The 25,932-nt window shown below is 62.3% G+C and carries 24 protein-coding genes; 20 read left to right on the top strand and 4 right to left on the bottom strand.

The genetic code is table 11. From position 1 onward, the window contains the following. The first annotated feature begins 39 nt into the window (after nt 1–39). The 16 genes from X566_RS03795 to X566_RS03720 all read left to right on the top strand — a co-directional run bounded on the left by X566_RS03795 (nt 40) and on the right by X566_RS03720 (nt 18,453). Nucleotides 40–714, top strand: a complete 675-nt coding sequence (locus tag X566_RS03795) for a Crp/Fnr family transcriptional regulator (protein ID WP_034463624.1) — start codon at nt 40–42, stop codon at nt 712–714. Between the two features lie 6 nt (nt 715–720). After that, nucleotides 721–1,605, top strand: coding sequence for a DUF6537 domain-containing protein (locus X566_RS03790; RefSeq protein ID WP_034467760.1), 885 nt, complete (start codon nt 721–723; stop codon nt 1,603–1,605). A 107-nt stretch (nt 1,606–1,712) separates the two neighbouring features. Beyond that, nucleotides 1,713–2,120: a DUF3307 domain-containing protein gene (locus tag X566_RS03785; protein ID WP_034463619.1), complete on the top strand. Its 408-nt coding sequence runs from the start codon at nt 1,713–1,715 to the stop codon at nt 2,118–2,120. Nucleotides 2,121–2,236: 116 nt separating this feature from the next. Next, the gene (locus X566_RS03780) at nt 2,237–2,764 is read left to right on the top strand and encodes a cupin domain-containing protein (RefSeq protein ID WP_034463617.1); all 528 of its coding nucleotides are present in this window, start codon (nt 2,237–2,239) and stop codon (nt 2,762–2,764) included. A gap of 241 nt (nt 2,765–3,005) precedes the next feature. Then, nucleotides 3,006–3,647 carry a flavin reductase family protein gene (locus X566_RS03775; protein ID WP_034463615.1) on the top strand — a complete coding sequence of 214 codons (642 nt, stop codon included), beginning with the start codon at nt 3,006–3,008 and terminating at the stop codon, nt 3,645–3,647. 217 nt (nt 3,648–3,864) lie between these two features. After that, a complete protein-coding gene (locus X566_RS03770) occupies nt 3,865–6,129 on the top strand; it encodes an acyl-CoA dehydrogenase (RefSeq protein ID WP_034463613.1) in 2,265 nt (754 codons plus the stop codon). Beyond that, nucleotides 6,129–7,412 carry an acetyl-CoA C-acetyltransferase gene (locus X566_RS03765; protein WP_034463611.1) on the top strand — a complete coding sequence of 428 codons (1,284 nt, stop codon included), beginning with the start codon at nt 6,129–6,131 and terminating at the stop codon, nt 7,410–7,412. The genes X566_RS03770 and X566_RS03765 overlap by 1 nt, the downstream gene beginning before the upstream one ends. Before the next feature lie 7 nt (nt 7,413–7,419). Beyond that, nucleotides 7,420–9,555 carry a 3-hydroxyacyl-CoA dehydrogenase NAD-binding domain-containing protein gene (locus X566_RS03760; protein WP_034463609.1) on the top strand — a complete coding sequence of 712 codons (2,136 nt, stop codon included), beginning with the start codon at nt 7,420–7,422 and terminating at the stop codon, nt 9,553–9,555. Nucleotides 9,556–10,053: 498 nt separating this feature from the next. Then, complete coding sequence (locus X566_RS03755; protein WP_034463607.1) at nt 10,054–11,010, top strand: ABC transporter permease; 957 nt, start codon at nt 10,054–10,056, stop codon at nt 11,008–11,010. Next, complete coding sequence (locus X566_RS03750; RefSeq protein WP_081740040.1) at nt 11,010–11,915, top strand: ABC transporter permease; 906 nt, start codon at nt 11,010–11,012, stop codon at nt 11,913–11,915. The genes X566_RS03755 and X566_RS03750 overlap by 1 nt, the downstream gene beginning before the upstream one ends. Before the next feature lie 33 nt (nt 11,916–11,948). After that, entirely contained in the window at nt 11,949–13,655 is a 1,707-nt protein-coding gene (locus X566_RS03745; protein WP_051443847.1) for an ABC transporter substrate-binding protein, read from the top strand. Between the two features lie 99 nt (nt 13,656–13,754). Beyond that, on the top strand, nt 13,755–15,461 hold the full coding sequence (locus X566_RS03740; RefSeq protein WP_034463604.1) for an ABC transporter substrate-binding protein: 1,707 nt from the start codon (nt 13,755–13,757) through the stop codon (nt 15,459–15,461). A gap of 52 nt (nt 15,462–15,513) precedes the next feature. Continuing rightward, nucleotides 15,514–16,491: an ABC transporter ATP-binding protein gene (locus X566_RS03735; protein ID WP_034463601.1), complete on the top strand. Its 978-nt coding sequence runs from the start codon at nt 15,514–15,516 to the stop codon at nt 16,489–16,491. Between the two features lie 22 nt (nt 16,492–16,513). Beyond that, nucleotides 16,514–17,539: an ABC transporter ATP-binding protein gene (locus X566_RS03730; RefSeq protein ID WP_081740039.1), complete on the top strand. Its 1,026-nt coding sequence runs from the start codon at nt 16,514–16,516 to the stop codon at nt 17,537–17,539. A gap of 47 nt (nt 17,540–17,586) precedes the next feature. Then, nucleotides 17,587–18,006 (top strand): acyl-CoA thioesterase, encoded by a 420-nt coding sequence (locus X566_RS03725; RefSeq protein WP_051443846.1) that lies wholly within the window; start codon nt 17,587–17,589, stop codon nt 18,004–18,006. A gap of 246 nt (nt 18,007–18,252) precedes the next feature. Continuing rightward, complete coding sequence (locus X566_RS03720) at nt 18,253–18,453, top strand: hypothetical protein (RefSeq protein WP_034463598.1); 201 nt, start codon at nt 18,253–18,255, stop codon at nt 18,451–18,453. Between the two features lie 12 nt (nt 18,454–18,465). Here X566_RS03720 and X566_RS03715 read toward each other — a convergent pair whose 3' ends face one another. The 3 genes from X566_RS03715 to X566_RS03705 all read right to left on the bottom strand — a co-directional run bounded on the left by X566_RS03715 (nt 18,466) and on the right by X566_RS03705 (nt 22,398). After that, nucleotides 18,466–19,326 (bottom strand): SDR family NAD(P)-dependent oxidoreductase, encoded by an 861-nt coding sequence (locus tag X566_RS03715; RefSeq protein ID WP_034463594.1) that lies wholly within the window; start codon nt 19,324–19,326, stop codon nt 18,466–18,468. A gap of 255 nt (nt 19,327–19,581) precedes the next feature. After that, complete coding sequence (locus X566_RS03710) at nt 19,582–20,811, bottom strand: lytic murein transglycosylase (protein ID WP_034463591.1); 1,230 nt, start codon at nt 20,809–20,811, stop codon at nt 19,582–19,584. Nucleotides 20,812–20,940: 129 nt separating this feature from the next. Next, complete coding sequence (locus tag X566_RS03705; protein ID WP_034463588.1) at nt 20,941–22,398, bottom strand: short-chain fatty acyl-CoA regulator family protein; 1,458 nt, start codon at nt 22,396–22,398, stop codon at nt 20,941–20,943. Between the two features lie 189 nt (nt 22,399–22,587). On the opposite strand from X566_RS03705, the gene X566_RS03700 reads away from it, so the two are divergent. Together X566_RS03700 and X566_RS03695 are read left to right on the top strand one after the other, a co-directional pair. Further along, nucleotides 22,588–22,794, top strand: coding sequence for a hypothetical protein (locus tag X566_RS03700; RefSeq protein ID WP_034463585.1), 207 nt, complete (start codon nt 22,588–22,590; stop codon nt 22,792–22,794). Between the two features lie 330 nt (nt 22,795–23,124). Next, entirely contained in the window at nt 23,125–23,682 is a 558-nt protein-coding gene (locus tag X566_RS03695; protein WP_034463582.1) for a hypothetical protein, read from the top strand. A gap of 124 nt (nt 23,683–23,806) precedes the next feature. Here the strand turns inward: X566_RS03695 and X566_RS03690 are convergent, their stop codons facing one another. Next, on the bottom strand, nt 23,807–24,700 hold the full coding sequence (locus tag X566_RS03690) for a metallophosphoesterase (protein ID WP_034463579.1): 894 nt from the start codon (nt 24,698–24,700) through the stop codon (nt 23,807–23,809). Nucleotides 24,701–24,823: 123 nt separating this feature from the next. On the opposite strand from X566_RS03690, the gene X566_RS03685 reads away from it, so the two are divergent. Together X566_RS03685 and X566_RS03680 are read left to right on the top strand one after the other, a co-directional pair. Then, nucleotides 24,824–25,324, top strand: coding sequence for an NUDIX domain-containing protein (locus X566_RS03685; protein WP_034463577.1), 501 nt, complete (start codon nt 24,824–24,826; stop codon nt 25,322–25,324). Between the two features lie 84 nt (nt 25,325–25,408). Beyond that, nucleotides 25,409–25,930 (top strand): GNAT family N-acetyltransferase, encoded by a 522-nt coding sequence (locus X566_RS03680; RefSeq protein WP_034463575.1) that lies wholly within the window; start codon nt 25,409–25,411, stop codon nt 25,928–25,930. Nucleotides 25,931–25,932: the final 2 nt, after the last annotated feature.

Below are 25,932 nucleotides of genomic sequence, written 5' to 3'. Positions count from 1 at the left end.
TTCGAGACTCTAACGTCCCACAGGACCGGATCATTCGCCATGGATATGTCTCACCTTGTAGCCAACGCGGGCGGCGTGTTCTCGTCGGTTTTTCTGATCGCGTCCTACACCATGACGACGATGATCCCGCTGCGCATTTTCGGGATTCTGACGAACCTCGCCCTGATCACGTTCTCGGCCACCACGGGCAACTATCACACCATGATCCTGCATGCGGTGTTGCTGCCGCTGAATGCCTATCGGCTGAATCAGATGTTGCAGCTCGTGCGCGAGGTGAAACGGTCGGTCAACAGTGACCTGTCGATGGCATGGCTCAAGCCGTTCATGACCGAGCGGACGTGCGAGGCCGGCGAGGTGCTGTTCTATAAGGACGAGAAGGCCGAAGAGATGTTCTACATCGTCAGCGGCCGCTACCGTCTGGTCGAGATGGGCCTCGAATTGCCGGTCGGCTCGCTGGTCGGCGAGATGGGCATGTTGTCGCCGGCCAACAAGCGCACCGGCACGCTCGAGTGCATCGAGAGCGGCTTGATTCTGGCGGTGAGCTATCGGCAGGTGGAGGAGCTGTACGTGCAGAATCCAGCCTTCGGCTTTTATTTCTTGCGGCTCGTCAGTGCGCGGCTGTTCGAGAACCTCAATCGTATGGAAGCGCGTGTCGGCGAATTGACCGCAGCACAGGCGCGGCTTCAGGCGCAGGCCGCCGGCAAGCCGGTGTGAATGGCCATGGCGGAGGCGATCAGACCGCTGCGGGCGCTGACCAACTATCTGCTCGGTGAGGACGATCAGCACAGCCCGCCGCTGCCGGACGGGTTGTCGCCCGACCTTTCCGCCGTGATCTCCCAGCATGTGGAGATGCTGGTTGAATTCCAGAATACCGAATACGCCGCACTTTACCTCGACCGGTTGGGCCGATTTCACGACCGTTACGGCATCAGCTCCGGGTTGTTCCGGGAAATTGCCGATCTGTTGGCCCTGCGGATGAGTTTCAATGATCCGATCCGCGTCGCACAGATCATACTCCGTCGTGCGCCGCAGGCCGATCCTGTTGCCGGGCGGATCGATCCGCCGAACGGACTCTACCGTCCCGAAATCCGCGAGATCGTCGAGATGCTGCCGCGCGATCAAGCCGAGAGCCTTGCCGACGGTCTGATGGCGATCAAGATGTTGCGTGGCCGTCTGCGCATTCATGTCGACCGCGGTAAGGGGCCCTTGCTGTTGAGGTTGTTCGTTCGGTGCCGGCGCTTGCGTCCGTCATCGCTGCGCTTCGTGCGGGAGAATTCGTCCGTGGAGCGCTGGCTGCACATGATCGATCGTTCCCTCGCCAAGTGTCCGGACGCAGTTGCCGAAGTGGTGCGGTCTGCGGCAATCGTCTCCGGGTACGGCGCGAGCTATCATCTTTCGCTGACGAACTGGAATCTCGCCATCAACAAGCTGGCGAAGCCGGTCTTTGATGGTGAGCTGGACCTGCCGCAGCTGCCGGCGGCGCTTGCGCAGGTCCGAAGCGCGGCCGGGGCCGATCTCAGCGGCGAGGAGTTGCGGCGGGTGATTGCGGACGTTCTCACGAGCGCGAGGCCGGTTACTGCCGCTGCGGCTTCGCGGCCTGTATGAGCGTTGTATGAGGGTGTTGCGGACGGATGTCGCTCGCTACTGGTGTCTAAGAATATTGCCTGGGGCGTTGTCGTGGATTGTTTTGAGCGGACGTGGGGCTTGCCAGAATGATTGTTCCTGATCTGTCATCCGCAGTGCCCGTTGGGACGCTGACCTTTTGGATGGTGCTGTTCGCGATCAAGCATGTGATCGCGGACTTCGTTCTGCAAACGTCATGGATGGCGACGGGCAAGGATGCCAAGAGCGGATGGGCGCTGCCGCTGCTGGTTCACTGCGCGATTCACGGGGCGCTGGCCACGGCGATCCTGGTGGTGCTGGCGCCGAAATTCTGGTTTCTCGGGATCGCCGATTTCGTCGTCCACCTTATCATCGATCGGCTAAAGGGGTTTTGCGTCGCGACCTTCAATGTCACCATGGAGCACCAGTGGTTCTGGTGGCTGATCGGGATCGATCAGGCGTTGCATCACCTGACCGGCTTCGGCCTCGCCGTGGTCCTGGCGGCGAACGGAGCGTGACCGGCATGCTCATTTCGCTGGTTGGCAAACGATCCTGGACCCGCTAATCGGACTCTTGCTAGCCCGAAGGCAACCGCCTAGCTTCCGGTTGCTGCCAACAAGAATGAAAGCATGCCATGAGCGGTTCCCATCACGGTCACGACCATCACCACCATCATCCGCACCACCACGATGACGATCATGCGCATGATCCGGATCGCTGGAAGCATGATGGCGTGCGCGTCATTCCCGGCAACCAGCTCGACCCGAACGTGCCCTCGACCAAGGGCATGGATCGCAAGGCCGCCATCAACTTCGCCCGTACCGGTGCGCAGAAGTTGTGGGCCGGAACGGTGACCATTCACGCCAACGCCAAGACCGGTGCGCATCACCATGGCCATCTCGAAAGCGTGATCTATGTGGTGAAGGGCAAGGCGCGGATGCGTTGGGGCGAGCGGCTGCAGTTCACCGCCGAAGCCGGTCCGGGCGACTTCATCTTCGTGCCGCCTTACGTACCGCATCAGGAGATCAACGCCTCTCCGGACGAAGTGCTGGAATGCGTGCTGGTGCGCAGCGACGGCGAGGCCGTGGCGATCAATCTGGATATCGAGCCGGTCGAGAAGCCGGAGACCGTGCTCTGGATCGATCCGATTCATCGCGGTTGAATCCTGCGGCGTGCCACTCACGGCAGACGATTCTTTCTAAAAACCCTCGGGATCTGTTCCCGAGGGTTTTTGTTTATCCCGGATGTGTTTCTTGGCGGGCTGTTTCGCCCGGTAGGTGGAACGAAAGTGCCGCGCTGCGGCTCATCTCGCGCAATTGCGATCCCACAGGCATTTGCGGCGTTCGCATCCGTCTCGCGACGGTGTTAGGGTGCTATGTGGGTTGTCTGCTCGAGAGGACGAGATGAACGTGTCGGTTTCGACGATCGTGAACGATATGCACAGCTACGAGCCGGCCGACGGGCACGGCCTGAAGCACGATCCGTTCAATGCCATCATTGCGCCGCGGCCGATCGGCTGGATGTCGACCATGGGAGCCAGGGGCAACCTCAATCTCGCGCCTTACAGCTTCTTCAATGCCTTCAACTACAAGCCCCCGATCCTCGCCTTCTCCTCCACCGGCTGGAAGGACACGGTGCGCAACATCGAGGAGACGCGAGAGTTCGTCTGGAATCTCGCCACCATGCCGTTGGCGCAGGCGATGAACACCACCTCCGCTGGCGTGCCGCCGGACGTCAGCGAGTTCGAGACCGCGGGGCTTACGCCGGTGCCGTCGAAGCTCGTCAAGGTGCCGCGGGTCGGCGAAGCCCGCGCGGCGATGGAGCTGAAGCTGATCAAGATCATGCAGCTCGAGACCAAGGAAGGTCGCAAGGTCGAGAACTGGATGATCCTCGGCGAGGTGGTCGCCGTGCATATCGACAAGTCGCTGATCGTCGATGGCGTCTATATGACAGCTTTGGCCCATCCGATCGCTCGCGCAGGTCGCAAGGGCGACTATTTCGAAGCGACGCCGGACCGCATGTTCGACATGCCGCGGCCGGATTGAGCGCGGGCCAGCCTGCTCAGGCTCCCTCGCTGACTCGCTCCTGATGCTGCAAAGCGTCGCGGGAACGCTTGTTGCTTGGCAAGGTTAAGGTTTTGGCAGGACGGGTGTGAGAATGCCTCGGTGTTCCGCAGGGCAGTTGTAAATATCTGCGCGGACCATAGGTCTTCCGAAGGGCAGAGCATCCGCCCTGAGGATCGATCGCGCGAGGATTTCTGGCATGGGCACTTTCCGTCGTGACACCATCACCCGACCGATCTTCGCCTGGGCGAAGAAAGCCATGCCGGCAATGTCCGATACCGAGCGCGAGGCGCTGGAGGCCGGCGACGTCTGGTGGGACGCGGACCTGTTCACGGGCGCCCCGGATTGGTCGAAACTCCTGGCGGTCACCCCGGCGTCGTTGACGGCGGAAGAGCAGGCTTTCCTGGAAGGGCCGGTCAATGAGCTCTGCGCCATGCTCGACGACTGGAAGATCAGTTGGGAGCTGCGCGATCTGTCGCCGGAGGTCTGGGCCTTCATCAAGAAGCATCGCTTCTTCGGCATGATCATCCCGAAGGAGTTCGGTGGCCTCGGCTTCTCGCCTTATGCGCATTCGGAAGTGGTGCGGAAGGTGTCCACCCGGTCGGTCACCGCCGCGGTGACGGTGATGGTGCCGAATTCGCTCGGCCCCGGCGAACTGTTGATGCATTTCGGCACCGATGAGCAACGCCAACACTGGCTGCCTCGGCTTGCCGATGGCCGGGAGATTCCGTGTTTCGGTCTGACGAGCCCGGAAGCCGGCTCCGACGCGGCGTCGATGATCGATACCGGCATCGTCTGCAAGGGGACGTTTGAAGGGCGCGAGGTGATTGGGCTGAAGCTGAACTGGCACAAGCGCTATATCACGCTGGGCCCGGTCGCGACCGTGCTGGGGCTCGCCTTCAAAGCCTACGATCCCGATCATCTGCTCGGCCAGGAGGAAGACCTCGGCATCACCGTCGCGTTGATCCCGACGCACCTGCCGGGCGTCGAGATCGGCCGCCGCCACCTGCCGTCGATGCAGGTATTTCAGAACGGCCCGAACTGGGGCAAGGACGTGTTCGTCCCGCTCGACTACATCATCGGCGGTCAGGCCCGCATCGGCCAGGGCTGGAAGATGCTGATGAGCGCGCTCGCGGCCGGTCGTGGCATTTCGCTGCCGTCGCTGTCGGCGGCCGCCGCCGCGTACTGCGCCCGCACCTCGGGCGCCTATGCGCGTATCCGCGAGCAGTTCGGCATCCCGATCGGCAAATTCGAAGGCATCGAGGAGCCGCTCGCGCGCATTGCCGGCACCGCCTACCTCGTCGATGGCGCCCGGCGATTGACCTGCGCCGCCCTCAATCAGGGGCATCATCCCGCCGTCATTTCCGGCATCATGAAGCTGCATGCCACCGAGCGGATGCGGATCGCGGTCAACGATGCATTCGATATCCATAGCGGCAAGGCGATCATCGACGGGCCGCAGAACTATTTGGGCGCGCTCTATCGCGCGGTGCCGATCGGCATCACGGTGGAGGGCGCCAACATCCTCACCCGTAACCTGATCGTTTTCGGGCAGGGCGCGATCCGCGCCCATCCGTTCATGCTGGAGGAGATGACGGCGATCGCCGAGCCCGATGCCGAAAAGGGGCTCGACCGGTTCGATAAGGCGTTCTGGAAGCATGTCGGCCATAGCGTCAGGACCATGCTGCGGGCCTGGGGCCATAGCTGGACCGGCGGGCTGTTTGCGGCCGCCCCCGATGCTGGCAAGGCCAAGCCGTTCTACCGTCAGCTTTCGCGTTTTTCCGCTGCGTTTGCCCTCTCCGCCGACATGGCGTTGCTCACCATGGGGGGCGCGTTGAAGCGGCGGGAAATGATCTCGGCGCGCTTCGGCGACATCCTGTCTGAGCTTTACCTGCTGTCCGGTGCGCTGAAGCGTTGGGAAGATGAGGGCCGCCAGCAGGCCGATTTCCCGGCCTTGGAATGGTGCATGGAGACCGGCTGCAAGACGATCCAGACCAAGTTCGCCGAAATCTTTGCGAATCTGCCGAACCGCTTTGTCGCCCTGCTGCTGCGCTTCCTGTTGCAGCCGCTCGGCGCGCGCGACACCGGTCCGACCGATCGCAACGTGCATGAATGCGCTCAGATGATCCTGGAGCCGTCCGCCGCGCGCGAACGCCTGACGGCTGGGCTCTATCATAAGGATGACGATCGCGGTCTGGCCCGGCTGGAGAAAGCGTTCGTGCTGGTCACGGCAGCGGAGGCTATTGACCGACGTATGCGCGCGGCGCGGATCAAGGACTGGCGCGAGGCGGTCAAGCTTGGTGTCATCACCGCCTCCGAGGGCGAAAAGATGCGGCTGGCTGACGAAGCCGTTGCAAAAGTCGTCGAGGTAGACGACTTTGCTCCGGAGCAACTCTCGCAGGCTGATGTGAAGACGTTGTCCCGCGAGGAGTTGTTTGCACGAGAGGTGCGGGCAGCAAGCTGATGTCGCGACCTGTTTTCATTGTTGATGGAAGCCGTACACCATTCCTGAAAGCGCGGACCGGCCCCGGTCCGTTCACGCCGGTCGATCTGGCCGTGCAATGCGGGCGGCCGCTGCTGGCGCGGCAGCCCTTCGCGCCGACCGAATTCGACCAGGTCATCCTTGGCTGCGTCAACGTCATCGCCGACGAGATGAACCCCGCCCGCGTCGCAGCCCTCCGGCTCGGCATGGGCGAGCGGATGGTGGCCTTCACCGAGCAGGTGAATTGCGGCTCCGGCATGCAGTCGATCGATACCGCGTTCCGTTACATCCGCGAAGGCCGCTGCGACCTGATCCTGGCGGGCGGCGCCGAGGCGCTGAGCCACGCGCCATTGGTCTGGCCGCAGCAGGGCGTGCGCTGGTTTGCGGGGCTGGCAAGCGCGAAGGGGGTTTTCGCTAAGGCTGCGGCGGCTTTGAGGGCGCGGCCAGCCTATTTCAAGCCGATCATCGGCCTAGAGCGGGGACTGACCGATCCGGTGGTCGAGATGAACATGGGCCAGACGGCCGAACTGGTCGCCCAGCTTTTTGGTATCACCCGCGAACAGTGCGACGCCTATGCGGTGGAGAGCCATCGCCGGCTGGCGCAGGCGCAAGTCGAGGGATACCTCAAGGGCGAGGTCGAAACCGCCTTCGCCCGCGACGGCAAGGTTTACGATCATGACGACGGGGTGCGGCCGGATTCCTCGATTGACAAGCTGGCGAAGCTCAAGCCTGCCTTCGAGCGGCCGTGGGGCAAGGTGACGCCCGGCAATTCTTCGCAGATCACCGACGGCGCGTCCTGGGTGATCGTCGCCTCGGAGGAGGCGGTGAAGAAGCACGGGCTGACGCCGAAGGCGGTGATCGTTGATAGCCAGTGGTCGGCGCTCGATCCGAGCATCATGGGATTGGGACCGGTGCTTGCCGTCACCGAGCTGATGAAGCGCAACGGCATGCGGCTCGATGACATCGAGCTGCTGGAATTGAACGAGGCCTTCGCCGCACAGGTGCTGGGCTGCCTGGCGGCCTGGGAAAGCGAGAAGTTCTGCAAGGACATTCTGGGCCTGGAGGGGGTGGCCGGAACGTTCGACCGGGCGAAGCTGAATGTCGATGGCGGCGCCATCGCGCTCGGCCATCCGGTCGGAGCGAGCGGCAACCGTATTACGCTGCATCTGGTCAATGCGATGAAGCGGCTCGGCAAGAAGCGCGGTATCGCGACGCAGTGCGTCGGCGGCGGCCTCGGCGGCGCCGTGCTGATCGAGATGGCGTGAGGACGTCATGGAAAGCCGCATCCTCGACACCTTCAAGGACCGCCTGATCGAGCTTGGGCCGCATAAGGGCGCGCAGCCCGGAGCGGACGGGCTGTGGAAGAATTTTCGTCTGGCCAAGGATGCCGATGGCGTGGCCTGGCTGCTGGTCGATCGGGCCGGCACCAGCGCCAACACGTTGTCCGCCGATGTGATCGAGGAGTTGGACAGTGTGCTGGCGGCGATCGAGAGCGATCGGCCACGGGCGCTGGTGATCCGCTCGGCCAAGCCGTCAGGCTTTATCGCCGGCGCCGACGTGAATGCGTTTCGCGGCGCCACTGATCCGCGCGAGGTCGAGGCCGAGATCTCCCGTGCGCACCGCGTCACCGACCGTCTCGAAAATCTCGGCATGCCGACCATTGCCGTCATTCATGGCTTTTGCCTCGGCGGTGGTTTGGAGATCGCGCTGGCATGTAAGTACCGGATCGCCATCGACGATGCGCGCTTCGGCTTTCCCGAGGTGATGCTCGGTCTGCATCCGGGGTTGGGCGGCACCGTGCGGTTCACGCGTCTGATCAACCCGATGGAGGCGATGACGCTGATGCTGACCGGGCGCACGATCGACGCCCGCCGTGCCAAGGCGCTTGGGGTTATCGATGCGGTGACGCAGGAGCGGCACGTTCTCAATGCGGTGAAGGATGCCGTCAGCGGCAAGTTGGCTCGCGCCAAGCGGGGCCTCGTCGCGTCCGTCCTGTCGAGTGGTCCGGCGCGCAGTTTTCTCGCCACCCGCATGCGCAAGGAGGCGGCGAAGACGGCTCCGGCCGAGAACTATCCCGCGCCCTATGCGCTGATCGACCTGTGGGAGCAGTATGGCGGCGAAAGTTATGCCATGTTCCGTGCCGAGCAGGCGTCGTTCGCCAAGTTGATGGTGACGCCGACGGCGCAGAACCTGATCCGGGTCTTCTTCCTGCGCGAGCAGATGAAGAAGCTGGCGGACGGCGACAGCGGCATCAGGCATGTGCATGTCATCGGCGCCGGCGCGATGGGCGGCGACATTGCCGCCTGGTGCGCGCGGGAGGGCCTGCGTGCGACCGTCTCCGACATGAAGGCAGAGCCGATCGCGGGTGCGATCAAGCGTGCCGCCGAGCTTTACGGCAAGATCATCCGCAGGCGGATCGATCAACGCGACGCGCTCGATCGGCTGGTGCCTGATCTCGACGGAGAGGGCGTGCGCAATGCGGATCTGGTCATTGAGGCGGTGCCGGAGAAACTGGAACTGAAGCAGAAGGTCTATGCTGGCATCGAGCCGCGGATGAAGGCCGATGCGATCCTGGCGACCAACACATCCAGCATTCCGCTGCAGGACTTGCGCACCACACTGAAGGCTCCGGAACGACTGGTCGGCGTCCACTTCTTCAACCCCGTTTCGCGCATGCAACTCGTCGAGGTGGTCAGCCACGACGGCAACGATCCGCAGGTGCTGGCGCGGACGCGTGCGTTCGTCGGTCAGATCGATCGCCTGCCATTGCCGGTGAAGAGCGCGCCGGGCTTCCTCGTCAACCGGGCGCTGACGCCTTACATGCTCGAAGCAATGGTGTTGCTGGACGAGAAACTGCCGAAGGAAGTGATCGATGAGGCGGCGGAAGCCTTCGGCATGCCGATGGGGCCGATCGAACTCGCCGATACGGTCGGACTCGATATCTGCCTCGCAGTCGGCGACTCGTTGCGTGCGAAGCTTGGCGATGCGTTGCCGCCGGCTCCGGACTGGCTGCGGAAGAAGGTTGAAGCGAAGGAGCTCGGCCGCAAGACCGGCAAGGGCTTCTACACCTGGAAGGATGGGCGGGCACAGAAGTCGAAGCCGGCCGGTGAAGCGATGATCACGGGTGCCAATTCTGCCAAATGGGCCATGACCGAAGATCTGACTGATCGACTGATCCTGCCGATGCTCAACGTTTGCGTCGCTTGTCTGCGCGAAGGGATCGTCGACAATCCTGACGTCGTCGATGGCGCGATGATTTTCGGCACCGGCTTTGCGCCGTTCCGCGGCGGCCCGTTGCACTATGCCCGTACCCGCGGGGTTGCGGATGTCGTTGCGACGTTGCGCAAGCTTGCGGATGCGCATGGCGCGCGTTTCGCCCCTGATCCCGGCTGGGATTCGTTCAGCTAGATTTTGCAATGATGTGCAAGACCGCACATCATTCGTTCCACGCTTCGTTCGCTCTGCGAAAATCATGCAGCGCTTCACGCGTCGCAATGCAATATCTGTGTCGCAGAAGGCAGTTCCATTCCGCATCGTGAAATTGAATCGGCGCGATCTGCTCATTGCATAGCCAGCTTATTGCATGGGCAACTGCATTGATGGTGTCGCGTCTGATGTCTGATCGGACGTTGTGTCGCGGAGTCACTGCGAATTTCTCAATTCATTTGACAACGCATGCAACTAGACGTTCTAGTCACGCGAACAACAACAACATCGGAAGTCGCGATGACTTCTGGAGGGACGGCTTGGACGTGCTTTTGCTCGCGGGATTTCGCACGCCGCATTTGCGGATCGACAGCAGTGCTGACCTTTTTGTGTTTTGCGGTGCGATGACGCGCTTGCAGCGTAATCCCGGCTGGCCGGGTGCGTCTGTCACTTCGGCGTATCCACGGAGCTGAGGGGATTATGCAGGGCTATATCGTTCGCCGCTTCATTGCATTGATCCCGACGCTGATCTTCGCCTCCTTCATTGTCTTCATCACGGTTCGTTTGATCCCCGGCAACATCATCGATCTGATGCTGTCGCAGAACGACGTCAGCGCGTCGAAGCAGACGCGTGAACAGCTTGAGGCCGTGCTCGGGCTCGATACGCCGATCTACATCCAGTACTTCAAGTGGATGGGGGCGCTGCTGTTCAAGGGCAGCCTCGGCAACTCGCTGTGGACCAACACGCCGGTGATGGAGGAAATTCTGTTCCGTCTGCCGGTCACATTCGAGCTCGGTGTGATGGCGCTGCTGGTGTCGCTGATCGTCGGCATTCCGATCGGCGTGTATGCGGCGCTGAAGCAGGACACCATCGGCGACTATGTGCTGCGCACGCTCTCGATCCTGGCGCTCGCCATCCCGGGCTTCTGGGTCGGTACACTGGTGATGGTGTTCCCATCGATTTGGTGGGGCTGGTCGCCGTCGGTCCGCTACGTGCCGTTTTCGCAGGACCCCTGGGCGCATTTCCTGCAGTTGCTGATCCCGGCCCTGATCCTGGGCAAAGCATTCTCCGCAGTGATCATGCGGCTGACGCGAACGCTGATGCTCGAAGTGTTGCGACAGGATTATGTCCGCACGGCGCGCGCCAAGGGACTGTCCACCGGGACGATCGTGATTCGGCATGCATTGCGCAACGCGCTGATTCCCGTGGTGACGCTGGTGGGCCTGCAGGCGCCGCTGCTGTTTGGTGGCGCGGTGATCCTTGAGCAGATCTTCGTCATTCCGGGGATGGGACTGCTGCTGCTGGAGGCTGTCGGAAGTCGCGATTATCCCACCATCACCGGCGTCTTCCTGGTGATCGGTGTTGCCGTGGTGCTGATCAATCTGCTGGTCGATCTGAGCTATGGCTTCCTTGATCCGAAGGTGAGAAACCGCTGATGGCCGAGATCACCGATACCACCGTTGTCCGTCAGACCGCGCCACACCGTCCGCCGAACGCAACGCTTGTCTTCATCGGGCGTCTGTTCCGCGAGAAGCCGCTGGGTGCCATCGGCGCCGTGATCTGCCTGATCTTCCTGTTCGCCGGCATCTTCGCCGACGTGCTCGCCCCCTACGGCTTCAATCAGATCATGCCGATCAATCGGATGAAGCCGCCGAGCTGGCAGTTCTGGTTCGGGACCGACAACCTCGGCCGCGACATCTTCTCGCGCATCCTGTATGGCGCACGGCTTTCGGTAATCATCGGCCTGTCGGCGGCGCTGCTGGCCACCGTGCTCTCGGTCTTCCTCGGCATTACCACGGGCTATCTCGGCGGCAAGTTCGACATGATCGTGCAGCGCTTCGTCGATGCCTGGATGAGCTTTCCGGATATCGTTATCCTGATCGTGGTCGTGGCGGTGGTCGGTCCCGGTATGCCGCAGGTGATCGTCATTCTCGGTTGTCTCTACGGGATTGCCGGCTCGCGCATCATCCGCAGCGCGGTGATCTCGGTGCGGGAGCAGAGTTACATCCACGCAGCGCAATCGATTGGCGGTACGACGCCGCGCATCCTATGGCGGCATGTACTGCCGAATGTGATGCCGCCGGTCATCGTGCTGTTCACGACCCGCGTCGGCGCGGTGATCCTGGCCGAATCCGCGCTTTCGTTCCTGGGCCTTGGCGTGCCGCCGCCGGCGCCGACATGGGGCGGCATGCTGACCGGTAGTGCGCGAAACTACATGTATCTCGCGCCGTGGATGGCACTGGCGCCGGGCATCTGTCTGACCCTGGTGGTGTTCAGCATCAACATGTTCGGTGATGCGTTGCGTGACCTGCTCGATCCGCGCATGCGCAGCCATCGCTAACCAAATAACAAGACCGTTCGAGGGGAGGGACCTATGGGGACGAAACTGTGGCGCGGCTTGATTGGAACAACCGCACTCGGCTGGCTGCTGGCTGCTGGTCCGGCGGTCGCGGAGAGCAAGCTGGAGGCGCCGAAGTATGGCGGCACGCTGGAGATCTCCACCGTCAATGCGACGATCTCGGCGCTGTCGTTCGACAGCTACGACTGGCCGTGGAAGCACAACCACGACACCGGCCAGGTCTATGAGCAATTGTTCGCCGCAGATATCTCCAAGGCGAAGTCGCGCGGCGGCAAGTTCAGCCTGATCCCGGATGCTTATGTCCCTACCGAACTGATCCGTGGCGAACTCGCCGAGAAGTGGGAGTGGCAGGAGAATCCGCTGCGTCTGGTCATCACCTTGCGCAAGGGCGTGATGTTCCCGGAGAAGCCCGGCGTGATGAAGGCGCGTGAGTTCGTCGCCGACGACGTGGTGTTCAGCTTCAAGCGGCTGGCGAGCAGCCCGAAAGCGACCAAGAATTATTTCGACTACATCAAGGACGTGACCGCGCCGGACAAGCATACGGTCGTGTTCGAGATGAACCAGTTCAATGCCGAATGGGATTACCGCTTCGGCTATGGCTACTACTCGGCGATCATCCCGAAGGAGGTGGTCGATGCGGGTGCCTCGAACTGGAAGAACGTCAACGGCACCGGCCCGTTCAAGCTGACCGATTACGTGCAGGGCAATTCCAACACCTACGAGAAGAATCCGGATTACTGGGACAAGGAGACGATCAACGAGAAGGAGTTCAAGCTCCCATACATCGACAAGCTCGTTTACCGTATCATCAAGGACGAGGCCACCCGCATCACCGCCTTGCGCACGGGCAAGCTCGATATCATGGAGCTGGTGCGCTGGCAGGATGTCGAAACGCTGAAGAAGAGCACGCCGGACCTGAAGTGGAACAGGTGGCTCGCGACCAGCGGCACCTTCCTGGCCATGCGTGTCGATACCAAGCCGTTCGATGACATCCGCGTGCGGCGCGCCATGAACATGGCGATCAACAAGGAAGAGATCATCAAGGCGTATTATAACGGCAATGCCGAGCTGTTCGCCTATCCGCAGCACCCGGATTACGGCGCTTACTTCCAGCCGCTGAACGAGCAGCCCGCGTCGGTGCAGGAGCTGTTCAAGTACGATCCGGCCAAGGCCAAGAAGCTGCTGGCCGAGGCCGGCTATCCGAACGGCTTCACCTTCAAGACCCAGGTCTGCTCCTGCAGCGCGGACCATATGGATTTGATCCCACTGGTGTCTGCTTATCTTGAGCAGGTCGGCATCAAGATGGAGATCCAGACCATGGAGTACGCTGCGTTCCTGTCGGCGATGACGACGCAGACCAATGCGCCGGGTTATTTCATGAATAATGGGCATACCAACCCGACGACGACCATCCGCAAGAGCTTCGTTCCAGGGCAGGTCTGGAATCCGTCGCAGTGGAATGATCCGAAGCTGACTGCGCGGATGGAGGCGGTCTACAAGGAGCGCGACGAGGCCAAGCGGCAGGCGGAGCTGCGGGCGATGACCACCGAGATGCTCGACAACGCGCCGTATGTCTGGCTGCCAACGACCTACAACTTCACGGCTTGGTGGCCGTGGGTGAAGGGTTACGCGGGCGAGCTGCGCGCCGGCTCGGTGCGGCCAGGTCCGATCTATGCGCGGATCTGGATCGATCAGGATCTGAAAAAGAAGATGGGGTACTGAGCGTCGAGGCGTCAAGGCGGCTGCCTATGTCTGCCGCCTCGGTTCATCGTTGGGGCGAGTCCGGCCGTCATTGACTTTCGAATACCAGGGGAGACGAGAATGAGGATATCAATCCCGCGCGTGCTGTCCTGCATTGCGGCCTTCGGTTTGGGGCCGCTGACGGCTGGGTCTGCGGCGGCGCAGAAGATGGAGGCGCCGCAATATGGGGGAACCCTCGAGGTCGTCACGTTATATCCGACCATCTCCTCGTTGTCCTGGGACAACTACGACTACAACTGGAAGCACAATCACGACACCGGCCAATCCTACGAACAGCTGTTTGCCGCGGATGTCTCCAAGGCCAAGTCGAGGGGCGGCAGTTTCACCCTGATCCCCGAGGCTTACATTCCGACGGAGCTGATGCGCGGCGAACTCGCCGAGACATGGGAGCTGAAGGAAAACCCGCTGCAGGTCGTCATCAAGCTGCGCAAGGGCGTGATGTTCCCGGATAAGCCTGGTGTAATGGCCGCGCGCGAACTCACTTCAGAGGACATCCGCTACACCTTCAATCGGCAGAACACGAGCCCGAAGAAGGTCGACAGCATGTACGACTACGTCTCCAGCGTGGAGACGCCGGATCGCTATACGGTGGTCTTCAACCTGAAGGAATACAACGCTGAATGGCCCTATCGCTTCGGCTACGGCTATTACTCCGCGATCATTCCGAAGGAGGTGGTGGATGCCGGCGCTGGAAACTGGAAAAACGTAAACGGCACGGGGCCGTTCCGTTTGACCGATTTCGTCTCGGGCAATTCCAACACCTACGAGAAGAACGCCAACTACTGGGGCACCGAAGTCGTCAACGAGAAGGAGTTCAAACTCCCCTACATCGACAAACTTGTCTATCGCATCATCCGGGATGAAGCGACGCGCATCACGGCACTGCGTACTGGCAAGGTCGATGTCATGGAGACGATCCGTTGGCAGGATGCCGAGACCCTGAAGAAGAGCGTTCCCGCGCTCAAATGGAACAGGTGGCTGGCCACCAGCGGAACGTTCCTGGCGATGCGGGTGGACACCAAGCCGTTCGACGACATCCGCGTTCGCCGGGCGATGAACATGGCGGTCAACAAGGAAGAGATCATCAAGGCGTACTACAACGGCAACGCGGAGCTGTTCGCCTATCCGGAGCATCCGGACTACGGCGCCTACTTCCGTCCGCTGGCACAGCAGCCGGCATCCGTGCAGGAGCTATTCAAATACGATCCGGCGAAGGCGAAGAAGCTGCTGGCAGAGGCCGGTTATCCGAACGGTTTCACCTTCAAGACTCAGGTTTGCTCCTGCAACGCGGACCACATGGATCTGTTGCCGCTGATCTCCGCCTATCTCGAACAGGTCGGCGTCAAGATGGAAATCCAAACGATGGAATACGCCGCATTCCTGTCGGCGATGACCACGCAGACCAACGCGCCGGGCTTTTTCATGAACAACGGCCATACCAATCCGACCCGCACGCTGCACAAGAGCTTCGTGTTCGGTCAGGTCTGGAATCCGTCGCAATGGAACGACAAGGCCTTCAGCGCCAAGATGGATCAGGTCTATCTGGAGAAGGATGAAGCCAAGCGCATCACGATGATCGATGAGATGACCACCGAGATCGTCGACAAGGCACCCTATATCTGGCTGCCGACGCCCTATAATTTCACGGCCTGGTGGCCGTGGGTGAAAGGCTACACCGGCGAGCTGCGTGCCGGCTCGGTACGGCCCGGCCCGATCTATGCGCGAATTTGGATCGATCAGGATCTAAAGAAGAAAATGGGATACTGACTCTCGGCCTCTTTCGCGCGACGAGGAAGTAAGTGACAGGAGCATTGGTTTCGTGAGTACGCCTCTTCTGCAAGTTCGGAACCTGACGACCAAGTTCGGCAGCGGGCCCGGCGCAGTAACTGCCGTCAACAACGTGTCGTTCGATGTGAACGCGGGCGAGACGCTTGCGATCGTCGGTGAGAGCGGTTCGGGCAAGAGTGTGACAGCGCTGTCGATCCTGCGGCTGGTGCCCGATCCACCGGGCCGTATCACCGAGGGCGAGATCATCTTCGATGGTGCCGATCTGACGAAGCTGTCGGAAAACGAGATGCGGGCGATCCGCGGCAATCGCATCGCGATGATCTTTCAGGAGCCGATGACCTCGCTCAATCCGTCGCTGACGATCGGGCTGCAGATCGCCGAGCCGATCAATCTGCACACGCGCACGCCATGGGCCAAAGCCTACGATAAGGCCAAGGAGCTTCTGGACCGAGTGCGCATGCCGGATGCGCGTAGCCGCCTATCATCGCATCCGCACCAGTTCTCCGGTGGCATGCGCCAACGCATCATGATTGCGATGGCGCTCGCCTGCCAGCCGAAGCTGATCATCGCCGATGAGCCGACCACTGCACTCGACGTGACCGTACAGGCGCAGATTCTCGAACTGCTGAAGGAGCTGACCCGCGAAACCGGTTCGTCGCTGATCCTGATCACGCACGACCTCGGCGTGGTGGCGCGCTATGCCGATCGCGTGTGCGTGATGTATGGCGGCAAGGTGATCGAAACCGCCAGTGCGAAGGACCTTTATGCCAAGCCGCTGCATCCTTATACGCGCGGGCTGATGGCTTCGATTCCGCGGCTCGATCAGCCGGCGGGAATCCGTCTGGTGCCAATCAAGGGACAGCCACCGAATCTGGCGCAGTTGCCGACCGGCTGTTCGTTCAATCCGCGCTGCGGTGAGGTCGTCGATCGCTGCCGCCGCGATGTCCCGCCGCTAATGCGGGCAGATGACAAGCACATGCACGCATGCTGGATGGCGCCCCATGTCTGATGCTCCCATGTCTGATGCTTTGATGGCTGATGCTTCTGACACGCTGGTCCGCGAGCAGGCCACAAAAGGCGTCAAGCCGAACGTCATTCTCAGTGTCGAGAATCTGAAGATCCATTTCCCGATCTATGGCGGCTTCTTGCAGCGCGAGGTCAGCTCGGTAAAGGCCGTCGACGGCGTTTCATTCGAGGTGCACGAGGGCGAGACATTGGGTCTCGTCGGTGAAAGCGGCTGCGGCAAGTCCACCACGGGCCTTGCGGTGCTGCGGATGCTGCCGGTGACGTCGGGTCGTATCGTGTTCGAGGGTATCGATATCACCCACCACGACCAGAACCAGATGCGGCCGATCCGGCGACGGATGCAGATGGTCTATCAGGACCCGTTCGGCTCGCTCGATCCGCGCATGTCGGTCGGTGAGATCATTGCCGAGCCGCTGGAGATCCATAAGCTCCATGGCAGGAGGGCCGAACGGCGCGAGCGGGTGATGCAGCTGCTCGAGATGGTCGGCTTGCGGCACGACATGATCGACCGCTATCCGCACCAGTTCTCGGGCGGTCAGCGCCAACGCATCAGCATCGCGCGGGCGCTTGCCGTTGAGCCGCGGCTGCTGATTTGCGACGAGCCGGTGTCGGCACTCGACGTGTCGATCCAGGCGCAGGTGGTCAACCTGTTTCAGGAACTGCAGGAGAAGCTTGGCATCTCCAGCATCTTCGTAGCGCATGACCTGGCGGTGGTTCGCCATGTCAGCCAGCGCATCGCGGTGATGTATCTCGGCACCATCGTCGAGGTCTCTACGCGAGACGAACTCTACGCCAATCCGAAGCATCCTTATACCAAGGCGTTGATGGCGGCGATCCCGGTGGCTAATCCCGAGATCGAGGCCGAGCGCGTGCATCAGACCATTACTGGCGAGGTGCCGAGCGCGCAGCGGCCGCCGTCGGGCTGCCGGTTCCACCCGCGCTGCATCCATGCGATGCCGATCTGCAAGGAGAAGGTTCCGGAGCTGCGTCCGGAAGGGAATAGCACCGTGGCATGCCATCTGTATTCCTGATTTAATGCTGCTGCGTCGCTCGACGGCGCGGCAGTAGGTGCAGCACGATGGCCGATGCGCATTCGGGCAACCTGTCCACGAACGTTCCGGACGCGCCCCGCGGTGACCTGTCGCTACGCACGCTGGCGATGCCCGCCGACACCAACCAGAACGGGGATATCTTCGGCGGCTGGCTGTTAAGCCAGATGGATATCGCCGGCGGCATCTATGTGCAGAAGACGGTTCATTCGCGTTGCGTGACCGTTGCGATCGACGCCATGACCTTCCGCAAGCCGGTGTTCGTCGGCGACGTCGTTTCGGTCTACACGGACAGAGTGCGGGTCGGGCGCACGTCAATGGCGGTGCGGGTGGAGGCTTGGGTCATGCGCAGCAACGAACAGCACATGATACTGGTGACGGACGGTACGTTCACTTACGTCTCGGTCGATGAGCAGGGTCACCCGCACCCGATCGTATTGCGCGCGTGAAGCGATGCTGTGAGACGAAATAGCCACGGCGGGAACCGCGTCAACCTTGCCCAAAAAAGATGGTGTGAAAACAGACCAAGTCCTGTTCCAATCCGGCTGGAACGTGGTCTGATGACGGGAATGCCATGGGGCGGTCATGCTTCTGTCGCGCGAACCACTTAGGCGATGCTGGCCAATGCAAGGCGCCGGTACCTGCGAAACCTTTCGCGGTTTAGCGCGTTTGTTGGGATCATCGTTGGGGCAGCAATGTCGGATTCCTACATCATCGAAGTTCAATCCAAAGCCGCAGGCATCGTCGTACGCGAAAGAGGCGGGTTCCGCTTCTTTGCGGCATCGGACGATTTCAACCGGATGGAAGGTCAGTATTTCCGGTCCGCGCGGGAGGCGGAGCGGGAAGCATTGGCGCATATGAAGCAGGGAAAGGCGCGGGCTGAGCCCGCGCCGTGATTGCGTGCTGGTTCAGCCGCGTTGAATGCCAATCATGTGGCCGCCATCGACGGCGAGCGTGTGCGCGTTAACGTACGACGACTCGTTCGACAGCAGGAACAATCCCGCATAGCCGACTTCCCAGCCGGTGGCCTGACGGCCGAAGGGAACCGCAAGTGCGCGGTCGGCGCGGCGGCGGCTCGCATCGCGGCCCATCGGCGTGTCCACGAAACCCGGCGTGATGACGTTGCAGCGGATGCCCTTCGCTTCGCCCTGGCGGGCGATGGCACGACCGAGCGCGAGCTGCGCCGCCTTCGATGACTCGTAGGACGGGTTGAAACCGCCCGCGCGCTGGCTTGCCATCGACGAGATCAGGATGACCGAGCCGCCGGGTTGCATCACCTCGAGCGCCTGCTGTGCGAACAGCATATGGCTGCGGACGTTGACAGCAAACACCTGGTCCCAAGCCTCTTCGGTCTGCTTGTCGAGCCGCAGCCCGTTGGAGATGCCGACGATCAGCGCGAGGCCGTCGAGGCCGCCCATGGTCTGCGCGCATTTTTTCACCATCGGACCGATCGCGGCCGAATCGCTGACATCCATCACCTCCGCGAACGCCTTGCCGCCTTCGGCAGTGATCTGGGCGACAGTCGCTTCGGCTGCCTCCTTGCGATTATCAATGCAGGCGACGTGAGCGCCCTCACGGGCGCAAAGGACGGCGATTGCGCGGCCGTTGCCGATCGGCGGGTTCTGATCCACCACCTGCCGCTGGCCTGCGCCGACGACGATGATGCGCCGGCCCTGCATGCGCCCGCGGCCTTTGGCCTGTCCCAGGGTTTCGGGATGGATCGAGGCGGACGGATCGAGTGTCTGCGGGGCCTGTGTGGTGGTGGACATGAGGATGCTTGCCTTCTTGGTGAGAGCATGGCCGCGATCATGCGCGGGTTCAGGAGGTGTCGAGTCCGATCCGCGCCCGGCGCATCGGGATCGCGCCGCGCGGGGTTCGATTTCAGCATTTGCGTTCCGTCGCGGCAACGGTCGCAAGCGTATGACACTCGCCTGGCGAATTGCAGCCGGATGCGAACGTCAAAGTCGCCACGCGAGCAATAATCGAGGCGCGTGCCAAGCGGTAGCGCGAAAAACGCGTAAGCCTCAGCCGCCGCTGCGCATCCTCGCCAGCAGTTCTGCCGTCGGCCATGAGTCTGCCGGCAGGCCATAGCGGCCCTGCATCGTCTTCACGGCGATGCGGCTTTGCTGGCCAAGGATACCGTCCTGCTTGCCGACGTTGAAGCCGGCACGGGTGAGCAGATGCTGCAGCTCCTTGATTTCGTTGAACGAGAGCTGGTGCACCTGGGCCGAGGGACGGCGCATCGGCGGCGCGCCGGCGATGCGGGTGGCGAGATAGCCGGCGGTGGTCGAATAGATCAGCGAGTTATTCCATTCGGTGTAGGCGGCGAAGTTGGCATAGGCGAGAAACGCCGGCCCGTCCTTGCCCATCGGCAGCAGAACCGACACCGGCATGGCGTCATTTGGCAGCGGCCGCCCGTCCGGATAGGTCACGCCCCATTGCGCCCATTTCGCGCGCGGATGTTTAATGGCGAGGTCGGTCTGATCCCACGGCAGGTTTGCCGGCACCCGCACCTCCTGCAGCCAGGGTTCGCCGGGCCGCCACTTCAGTCCGGCGGAAATGTAATGCGCGGTGGAGCCGATCACATCGGCCGCGCTGTGGATCAAGTCGCGGCGGCCATCGCCGTCGAAGTCCACCGCGTAGTCGTAATAGTGCCGCGGCAGAAACTGCGTCTGGCCGAGTTCGCCCGCCCACGAGCCGATCATCTCGCTTGCGGAGAGGTCGCCACGATCGATGATCTTCAGCGCCGCGATCAGCTCTTCATGGAAGCGATCGGCGCGCCGGCAGTCGTAGGCGAGTGTCGCCAAGGACTTCAGGATCGGCAGCTTGCCGGAGTTGGCGCCGAAGTCGGTTTCCAGGCCCCAGAACGCGGCGATGACCGCGGGCGGCACGCCATATTCGCGTTCGGCGCGGGCGAAGGCGTTGGCATACTGCCTGATCCGCGCCTGGCCGCCCTGCACGCGATGCACCGCGGCCATTCGGTCGGAGAAGGTGGTGAAGATCTGCCCGAACACGCGCTGGCCGCGGTCGCGACGGATGATGTTCGCATCGAATACGAGCTGCGGCGAGGCTGCATTGATCGCCCGCTGCGACACGCCTGCCTTCGCCGCATCCTGCTTGAGTTGCGTCAGCCAGCGCTCGAAATTCGTTCCGGCGCGGCAGGCGCCGACGTTCTGGGCACGCGCGGGGGAAACGGCAAGGACCAAAAGCCCGAACGCGATGGCGAGGACAGGCGACTTCAAGCGTGGCAGCATGATTTCCTCTAGGAGGCAGGGGTGACCGGACACACTATACTGTCATGTCCGGCCATGTACCTTGCGTCCAGTTCTTTTGAACATGAATTCAGAGCAGTGCGGTGGCGTGGGAAGCACCGCCTGTAAAGCTCACAACTCGCGTGCGTTGCTGAACGAGAACGACGACAGCCGCCGGGTGTTCTCGTCCAGGATCAGCGAGCGCGTCAGCGGCGGTTCCGCGCGCTGGCTGCAGTCCTCCCGCTCGCACAGGCGGCAGTTGACGCCGATCGGCGTGCCCTGGCTGTTGTCAAGGTCGAAGCCGCCCGCATAAACGAGACGCGAGGCGTGACGCAGCTCGCAGCCGAGCCCGATAGCGAAGCGTGGCTGTGGTTGCGGGTGTGGTGCAACGGGCCGGCGCACCATCTGCGCGATCGAGAAATACTTGCTGCCGTCCGGCAGCTCGACGATCTGCCGCAGCAGCCGGTCAGGTGTGTCGAAGGTTGAGTGCACATGCCAGAGCGGGCAGGTGCCGCCGAACTTCGAGAAGGGAAACGTGCCGGACGAAAACCGCTTGGAGACGTTGCCCGCATTGTCGACGCGCAGCATGAAGAAGGGGACGCCGCGCGCGCTCGGCCGTTGCAGCGTCGTCAGGCGGTGGCAGACCTGTTCAAAGCTTGCATTGAAGCGCTGCCCCAGCACGTGCACATCGTAGCCGAGGCCTTCTGCCGCCGCATGGAAGGGCTGATACGGCATCATCACCGCTGCGGCGAAGTAGTTGGCGAGCGTGATGCGATAGAGCCTGCGGCTCGTGTCGTCGAGCGCGGCGCGATTGGCGACGGCATCCAGCAACGGCCCCTGTTCGGCGATGCCGAGTTGGAAGGCAAGCTGGAAGACCCGGCCGGGCTGATCGACCAATTCGGAGATCAGGATCTGCCGGCGGTGGCGGTCCCAGCGCCGCAACGTTTCGCGCATCACATCGACCGGCATGATCCGGACCGTCGCCGAGTGCTTCTCGCGCAGACGCGTGCCAAGCGCGGCAAACAGATCCTGGCTCGTGACATCGATTTCGTCGCGCAGCGCTTCGGCGGCTTGCTCGATATCGGGGAAGTAGTTGCGGTTGGCCTCGATCAGATCGCGCACGCGCTCGATCGGATTGGCCTCGAATGGCGCGCTACCGGCGCGGTCGGCGATCTGGGCTGCGACCATGGTCTCGCCGCGTCGCGCCTCGACATAGGCGGCGTAGAGCCGTTGCAGCGCATGGGTGACGCCCGGCGCGAGTTCGGCGAGATCGCGCAGCTCCTGCTTCGGCAGATCGATCTGACGGAAAAGCGGATCGGAGAAAATTTCGTTCAGTTCGGCGAAGAAACGATCCTCGTCGGCGGTGGCGAGGTCACGCAGATCGAGATCATACGTCTCCGCCAGCCGCAGCAGCAGCTGCGCCGTAACCGGCCGCTGGTTACGCTCGATCAGGTTGATGTAGCTGGGCGACATGCCGAGCCCTTCGGCGATCTGGGTTTGCGACAGGCCGAGTTGCTGCCGGATCCGCCGGAAACGCGGGCCGACGAACAGTTTCTTGCCGCTTTCGCTGACTTTCGGGCGTGTCGCCATGGTTCCCGCTCCAAGATTGGCGATTTACAAATTTTACAAAATTACATTTGTAATAAGTGATGATGTTACAAGACATCACGATTCCTGTCCATCACATCTATCGAAAATATCCAGTTTGGCGTTACATCTTCGCCACGGTTTCGCAACTGCATTGTCACGAATGTCGAAGGCTAGGAACGGAGACGGAAAATGCACGGCACGCATTATTGGGTTGTGGGCGGAGAGTTCCGTTCGTTGAATTTCCACCAGCTCGTGCATGGGACAGCGCAGGTTCAAGGTCCTTTCCCGACGCGCAAGGAGGCCGAGACGGCTTGGCGCGATCTGTCGGAGAAGAACCGCCACCGCTGCAATGTGCGCTTCTCGATCGTCGAGGAGCCGCGCAAGGCGATGGTCTGATCCACCCGCCGCGGCGGGTCTTCAGGGACCCTGCGCGATCCGCCGACACAAAATATGCAACGGCCCTGTCCGGGAGCTCCGGGCGGGGCCGTTGTTCATTTTCGGGACAGCTCCTGGCCGCGAGGGGTGAAGTTGATCCGTCGCGTCCGCCCGCGCGGTCCGCATGCCGGTGGATAGCGGCTTTCTGCGATAGATCGCATCCGGCCAATCGGTTAGGCGATTCGAGTGTCTTGGGCTCGCCTGAGTCGGGGCGGTAGCGCCGCCGAGGTCTAAACCCTTGTTTCCTGTATGGTTATTGATAGGTTAACGCGAACGGTGACAGGGAAGCCCATGAGCGACAGCACCTCCGGCGGGGCGGCGTCAGACGGCACGGCAGGACGTCCGCGGCGTCTGCGGGATGCATTGCGGCAGGCCCGGATCGAGGCGGCGGACCGGACAGGCGTCGTTGTCGATCTGCGTGACGCGGAAGTCGCGCGACTGGACATTCTGAACGAGGCGCTGGATCCGCTGTTTGCGCAAATTCCGGATACCGTCGATCTGTTCGACCGTGGCATCAGCCGCGGCGATCCGCCGAGACTGTGGATTGACGTCGTTGCCCATGTGGTGATGGGCCGCGACAAACGCACCTATCGCTTCGTGCAGGACACGCGCTATGGCCGGATCGTCCTGGCCGAATCGAACAACGTCGCCACCGTGGCCGAGGCCATCACCAATTACGTCGCCCGCCGCATGGTCGAGCGCGAGCAGGCGCTGGCCGTGCACGTCGCCGTGGTGCCGCCGCAGGCCGTGCCGCCAAAGCGTTCACGCCTTGGGCCGTTTTTGCTCGGCATGCTGGCCGGTGCCGCCGTCCTGTTTGCCGTGGCGCTGATCGCTTCGCTGCGGGGCTGAGGGCCTCTCGCAGCGTCCGCTTGGATCGGACTCTGCCCGCTTTGTTGCATCAAACGTCCAGCAGAGACCTTCGTTCAAAGAGCCTTGCGTCCGAAATGGGTTTCGGCTCGTCGGAATTCTGGTCTTAGATCAGGCGCTGCGTGCGCAACTCCGTAATCCCATCCCGCGCTTCGCTGTAGCCGCGCACGCTCCAGTCACAGCGCCAGGCATCGCTTTCATGCGCAACGCGGAAAAGATTGTAGGCCGCCGCATCGTGCTTGCCGCCGATCGCCGCTGAGGTGGATGGCACGCCGACCGCAGGAATTTGCCTTGCCGGTCCGTCAAGCCACATCAACGAGTGTTTGTGATCGTGACCATGCAGGATCAACTCGGCGCCGTATCGGCGAAGGATATCCAGCAGGGCAGCAGCATCGGTCAAGCGCTTGTGCCAGTGCTTCGCGCGCAGCGGGTGATGGATCAGCAGCACCCGAAAGCTGTTGTTTGCGGTTTGCGACAATACGCGTTCGAGCACCGCGAGCTGAGGTTGCCCCAGCGTGCCAGTCGCCATGAACGGCGGCGTCGGGACCGCCGTCGAGGCTCCGATCAACACCAGCGGCCCACGTTTGCGTAAGTAAGGAAAGGCGAGTTGCGTCTGTGTGTCGGCGCCATCGCCACGCATGTAGTCCAGCCACTGCGCAGCACAACGCGGATAGGTCTCGCGCACATAGGCGTCGTGATTGCCCGGAACCAGCGAGACGTCGTGCGGTTGGCCGAGGCTGCGGAGCCAGTCGCGTGCGGCGGCGAACTCCGTGTCCAGGCCGATGTTGACGAGATCACCGGTCACCGCGATGTGATCCGGGTGCTGTGTCTTGATGTCGGTGACCAGCGCGTCGGCGAATGCGCGCGACTGACGGTGTTTGCGATTGCGATGCCAGTTCAGATAGCCGAGCACGCGCTTGCCGAACAGCTCGGACGGTTTCGGCTGCGGCAGGGGCGCGAGATGCGGATCGGAGAGGTGGGCGAGCGTGAATGCAGTCACGCCGATGCTCCTGGGGAACGGATGTCGACGGGCGCGCGATCTGACGGTTGATACATGGCTTGTTTTGACAAGCGTGCCTGATCCATGCAAGCGAGAACAGTGTCTGCCGCATGAAGTAAACCGATGACCCAATCCCGCTTGCGCATTCTGATCGAGCCATTGGTTCGCCGCTGCTTGCATTTCTATTGGCGTTTCGCGCGCGGCATGACGTTTGGCGTGCGCGGGCTGGTGATGGATGGACAGGGCCGCGTGTTCCTGGTCAAGCATAGTTACGTTGCAGGCTGGCATTTGCCTGGCGGCGGCGTCGAGGTCGGCGAGACGGCGCGCGAGGCGCTGTGCCGCGAGCTGCATGAGGAAGGCAACATCGTCGTCGAGGGCGAGCCGCAACTGCATGGCATTTTCTTCAATCGCCATGTCTCGCGGCGGGATCATGTGGCGGTCTATCTGGTGCGCAGCTATCGTCAGGACTCAAAGCCCGAGCCGAACGGCGAGATTGTCGATTGCGGCTTTTTCGATGCAGCGGGGTTGCCCGAGGGAACGACCAGGGGGACCCGGCGGCGGATCGCCGAGGTCCTCCAGGGGGGGCCGGTGTCGACCGACTGGGCGCCAACCGAGGGGGACTGATCGCGTCGCCGTTGGCAGCGGAAGGCGTGACGTGGAATGGACCTCGCCGGGCGCAAATGCTAAGTCGCGCTCCGGACAACACCGATGACTGACCTTTCCATTACCATCCTGCCCGAAACCGTGGCCGACGCTCAGCAGATCGAGCGGCTGCACGAGCGGACCTTCGGTCCCGGCCGCTTTGCGCTCAGCGCCTATCGTCTGCGCGAACATGTTGATCACCGGCTCGACCTGTCATTCACCGCCCGGATCGGCACGTTGCTGGTCGGCTCGGTGCGGCAGCTACCGATCTGCGTCGGCGAAACCAAGGCGCTGATGCTGGGGCCGCTGACCGTCGAGCCGCCGTTCCGCAGCCACGGCATCGGGCGGATGCTGATCGAGAAGTCGTTGACCGAGGCGAAGGCCAAAGGCCATCGCCTGGTGCTCTTGGTCGGCGATGCGCCGTATTACACCCGCTTCGGCTTCAAGCTGGTGCCTCGGGGCCGCGCCTCGATGCCGGGGCCCGTCGATTACGGCCGCGTGCTGGTGGCCGAACTCGAGGACAACGCCTTCGAGGGCGTGTCCGGACGCATCCGCCCGGACTGGGATTTCGCCCGCGCCGTCATTTGACG

The sequence above is a fragment of the Afipia sp. P52-10 genome, from assembly GCF_000516555.1.
GTDB lineage: Bacteria > Pseudomonadota > Alphaproteobacteria > Rhizobiales > Xanthobacteraceae > P52-10.
The sequence above is the reverse complement of the archived record's forward strand: the minus strand, read 5'-3'. Positions and strand labels throughout refer to the sequence as shown.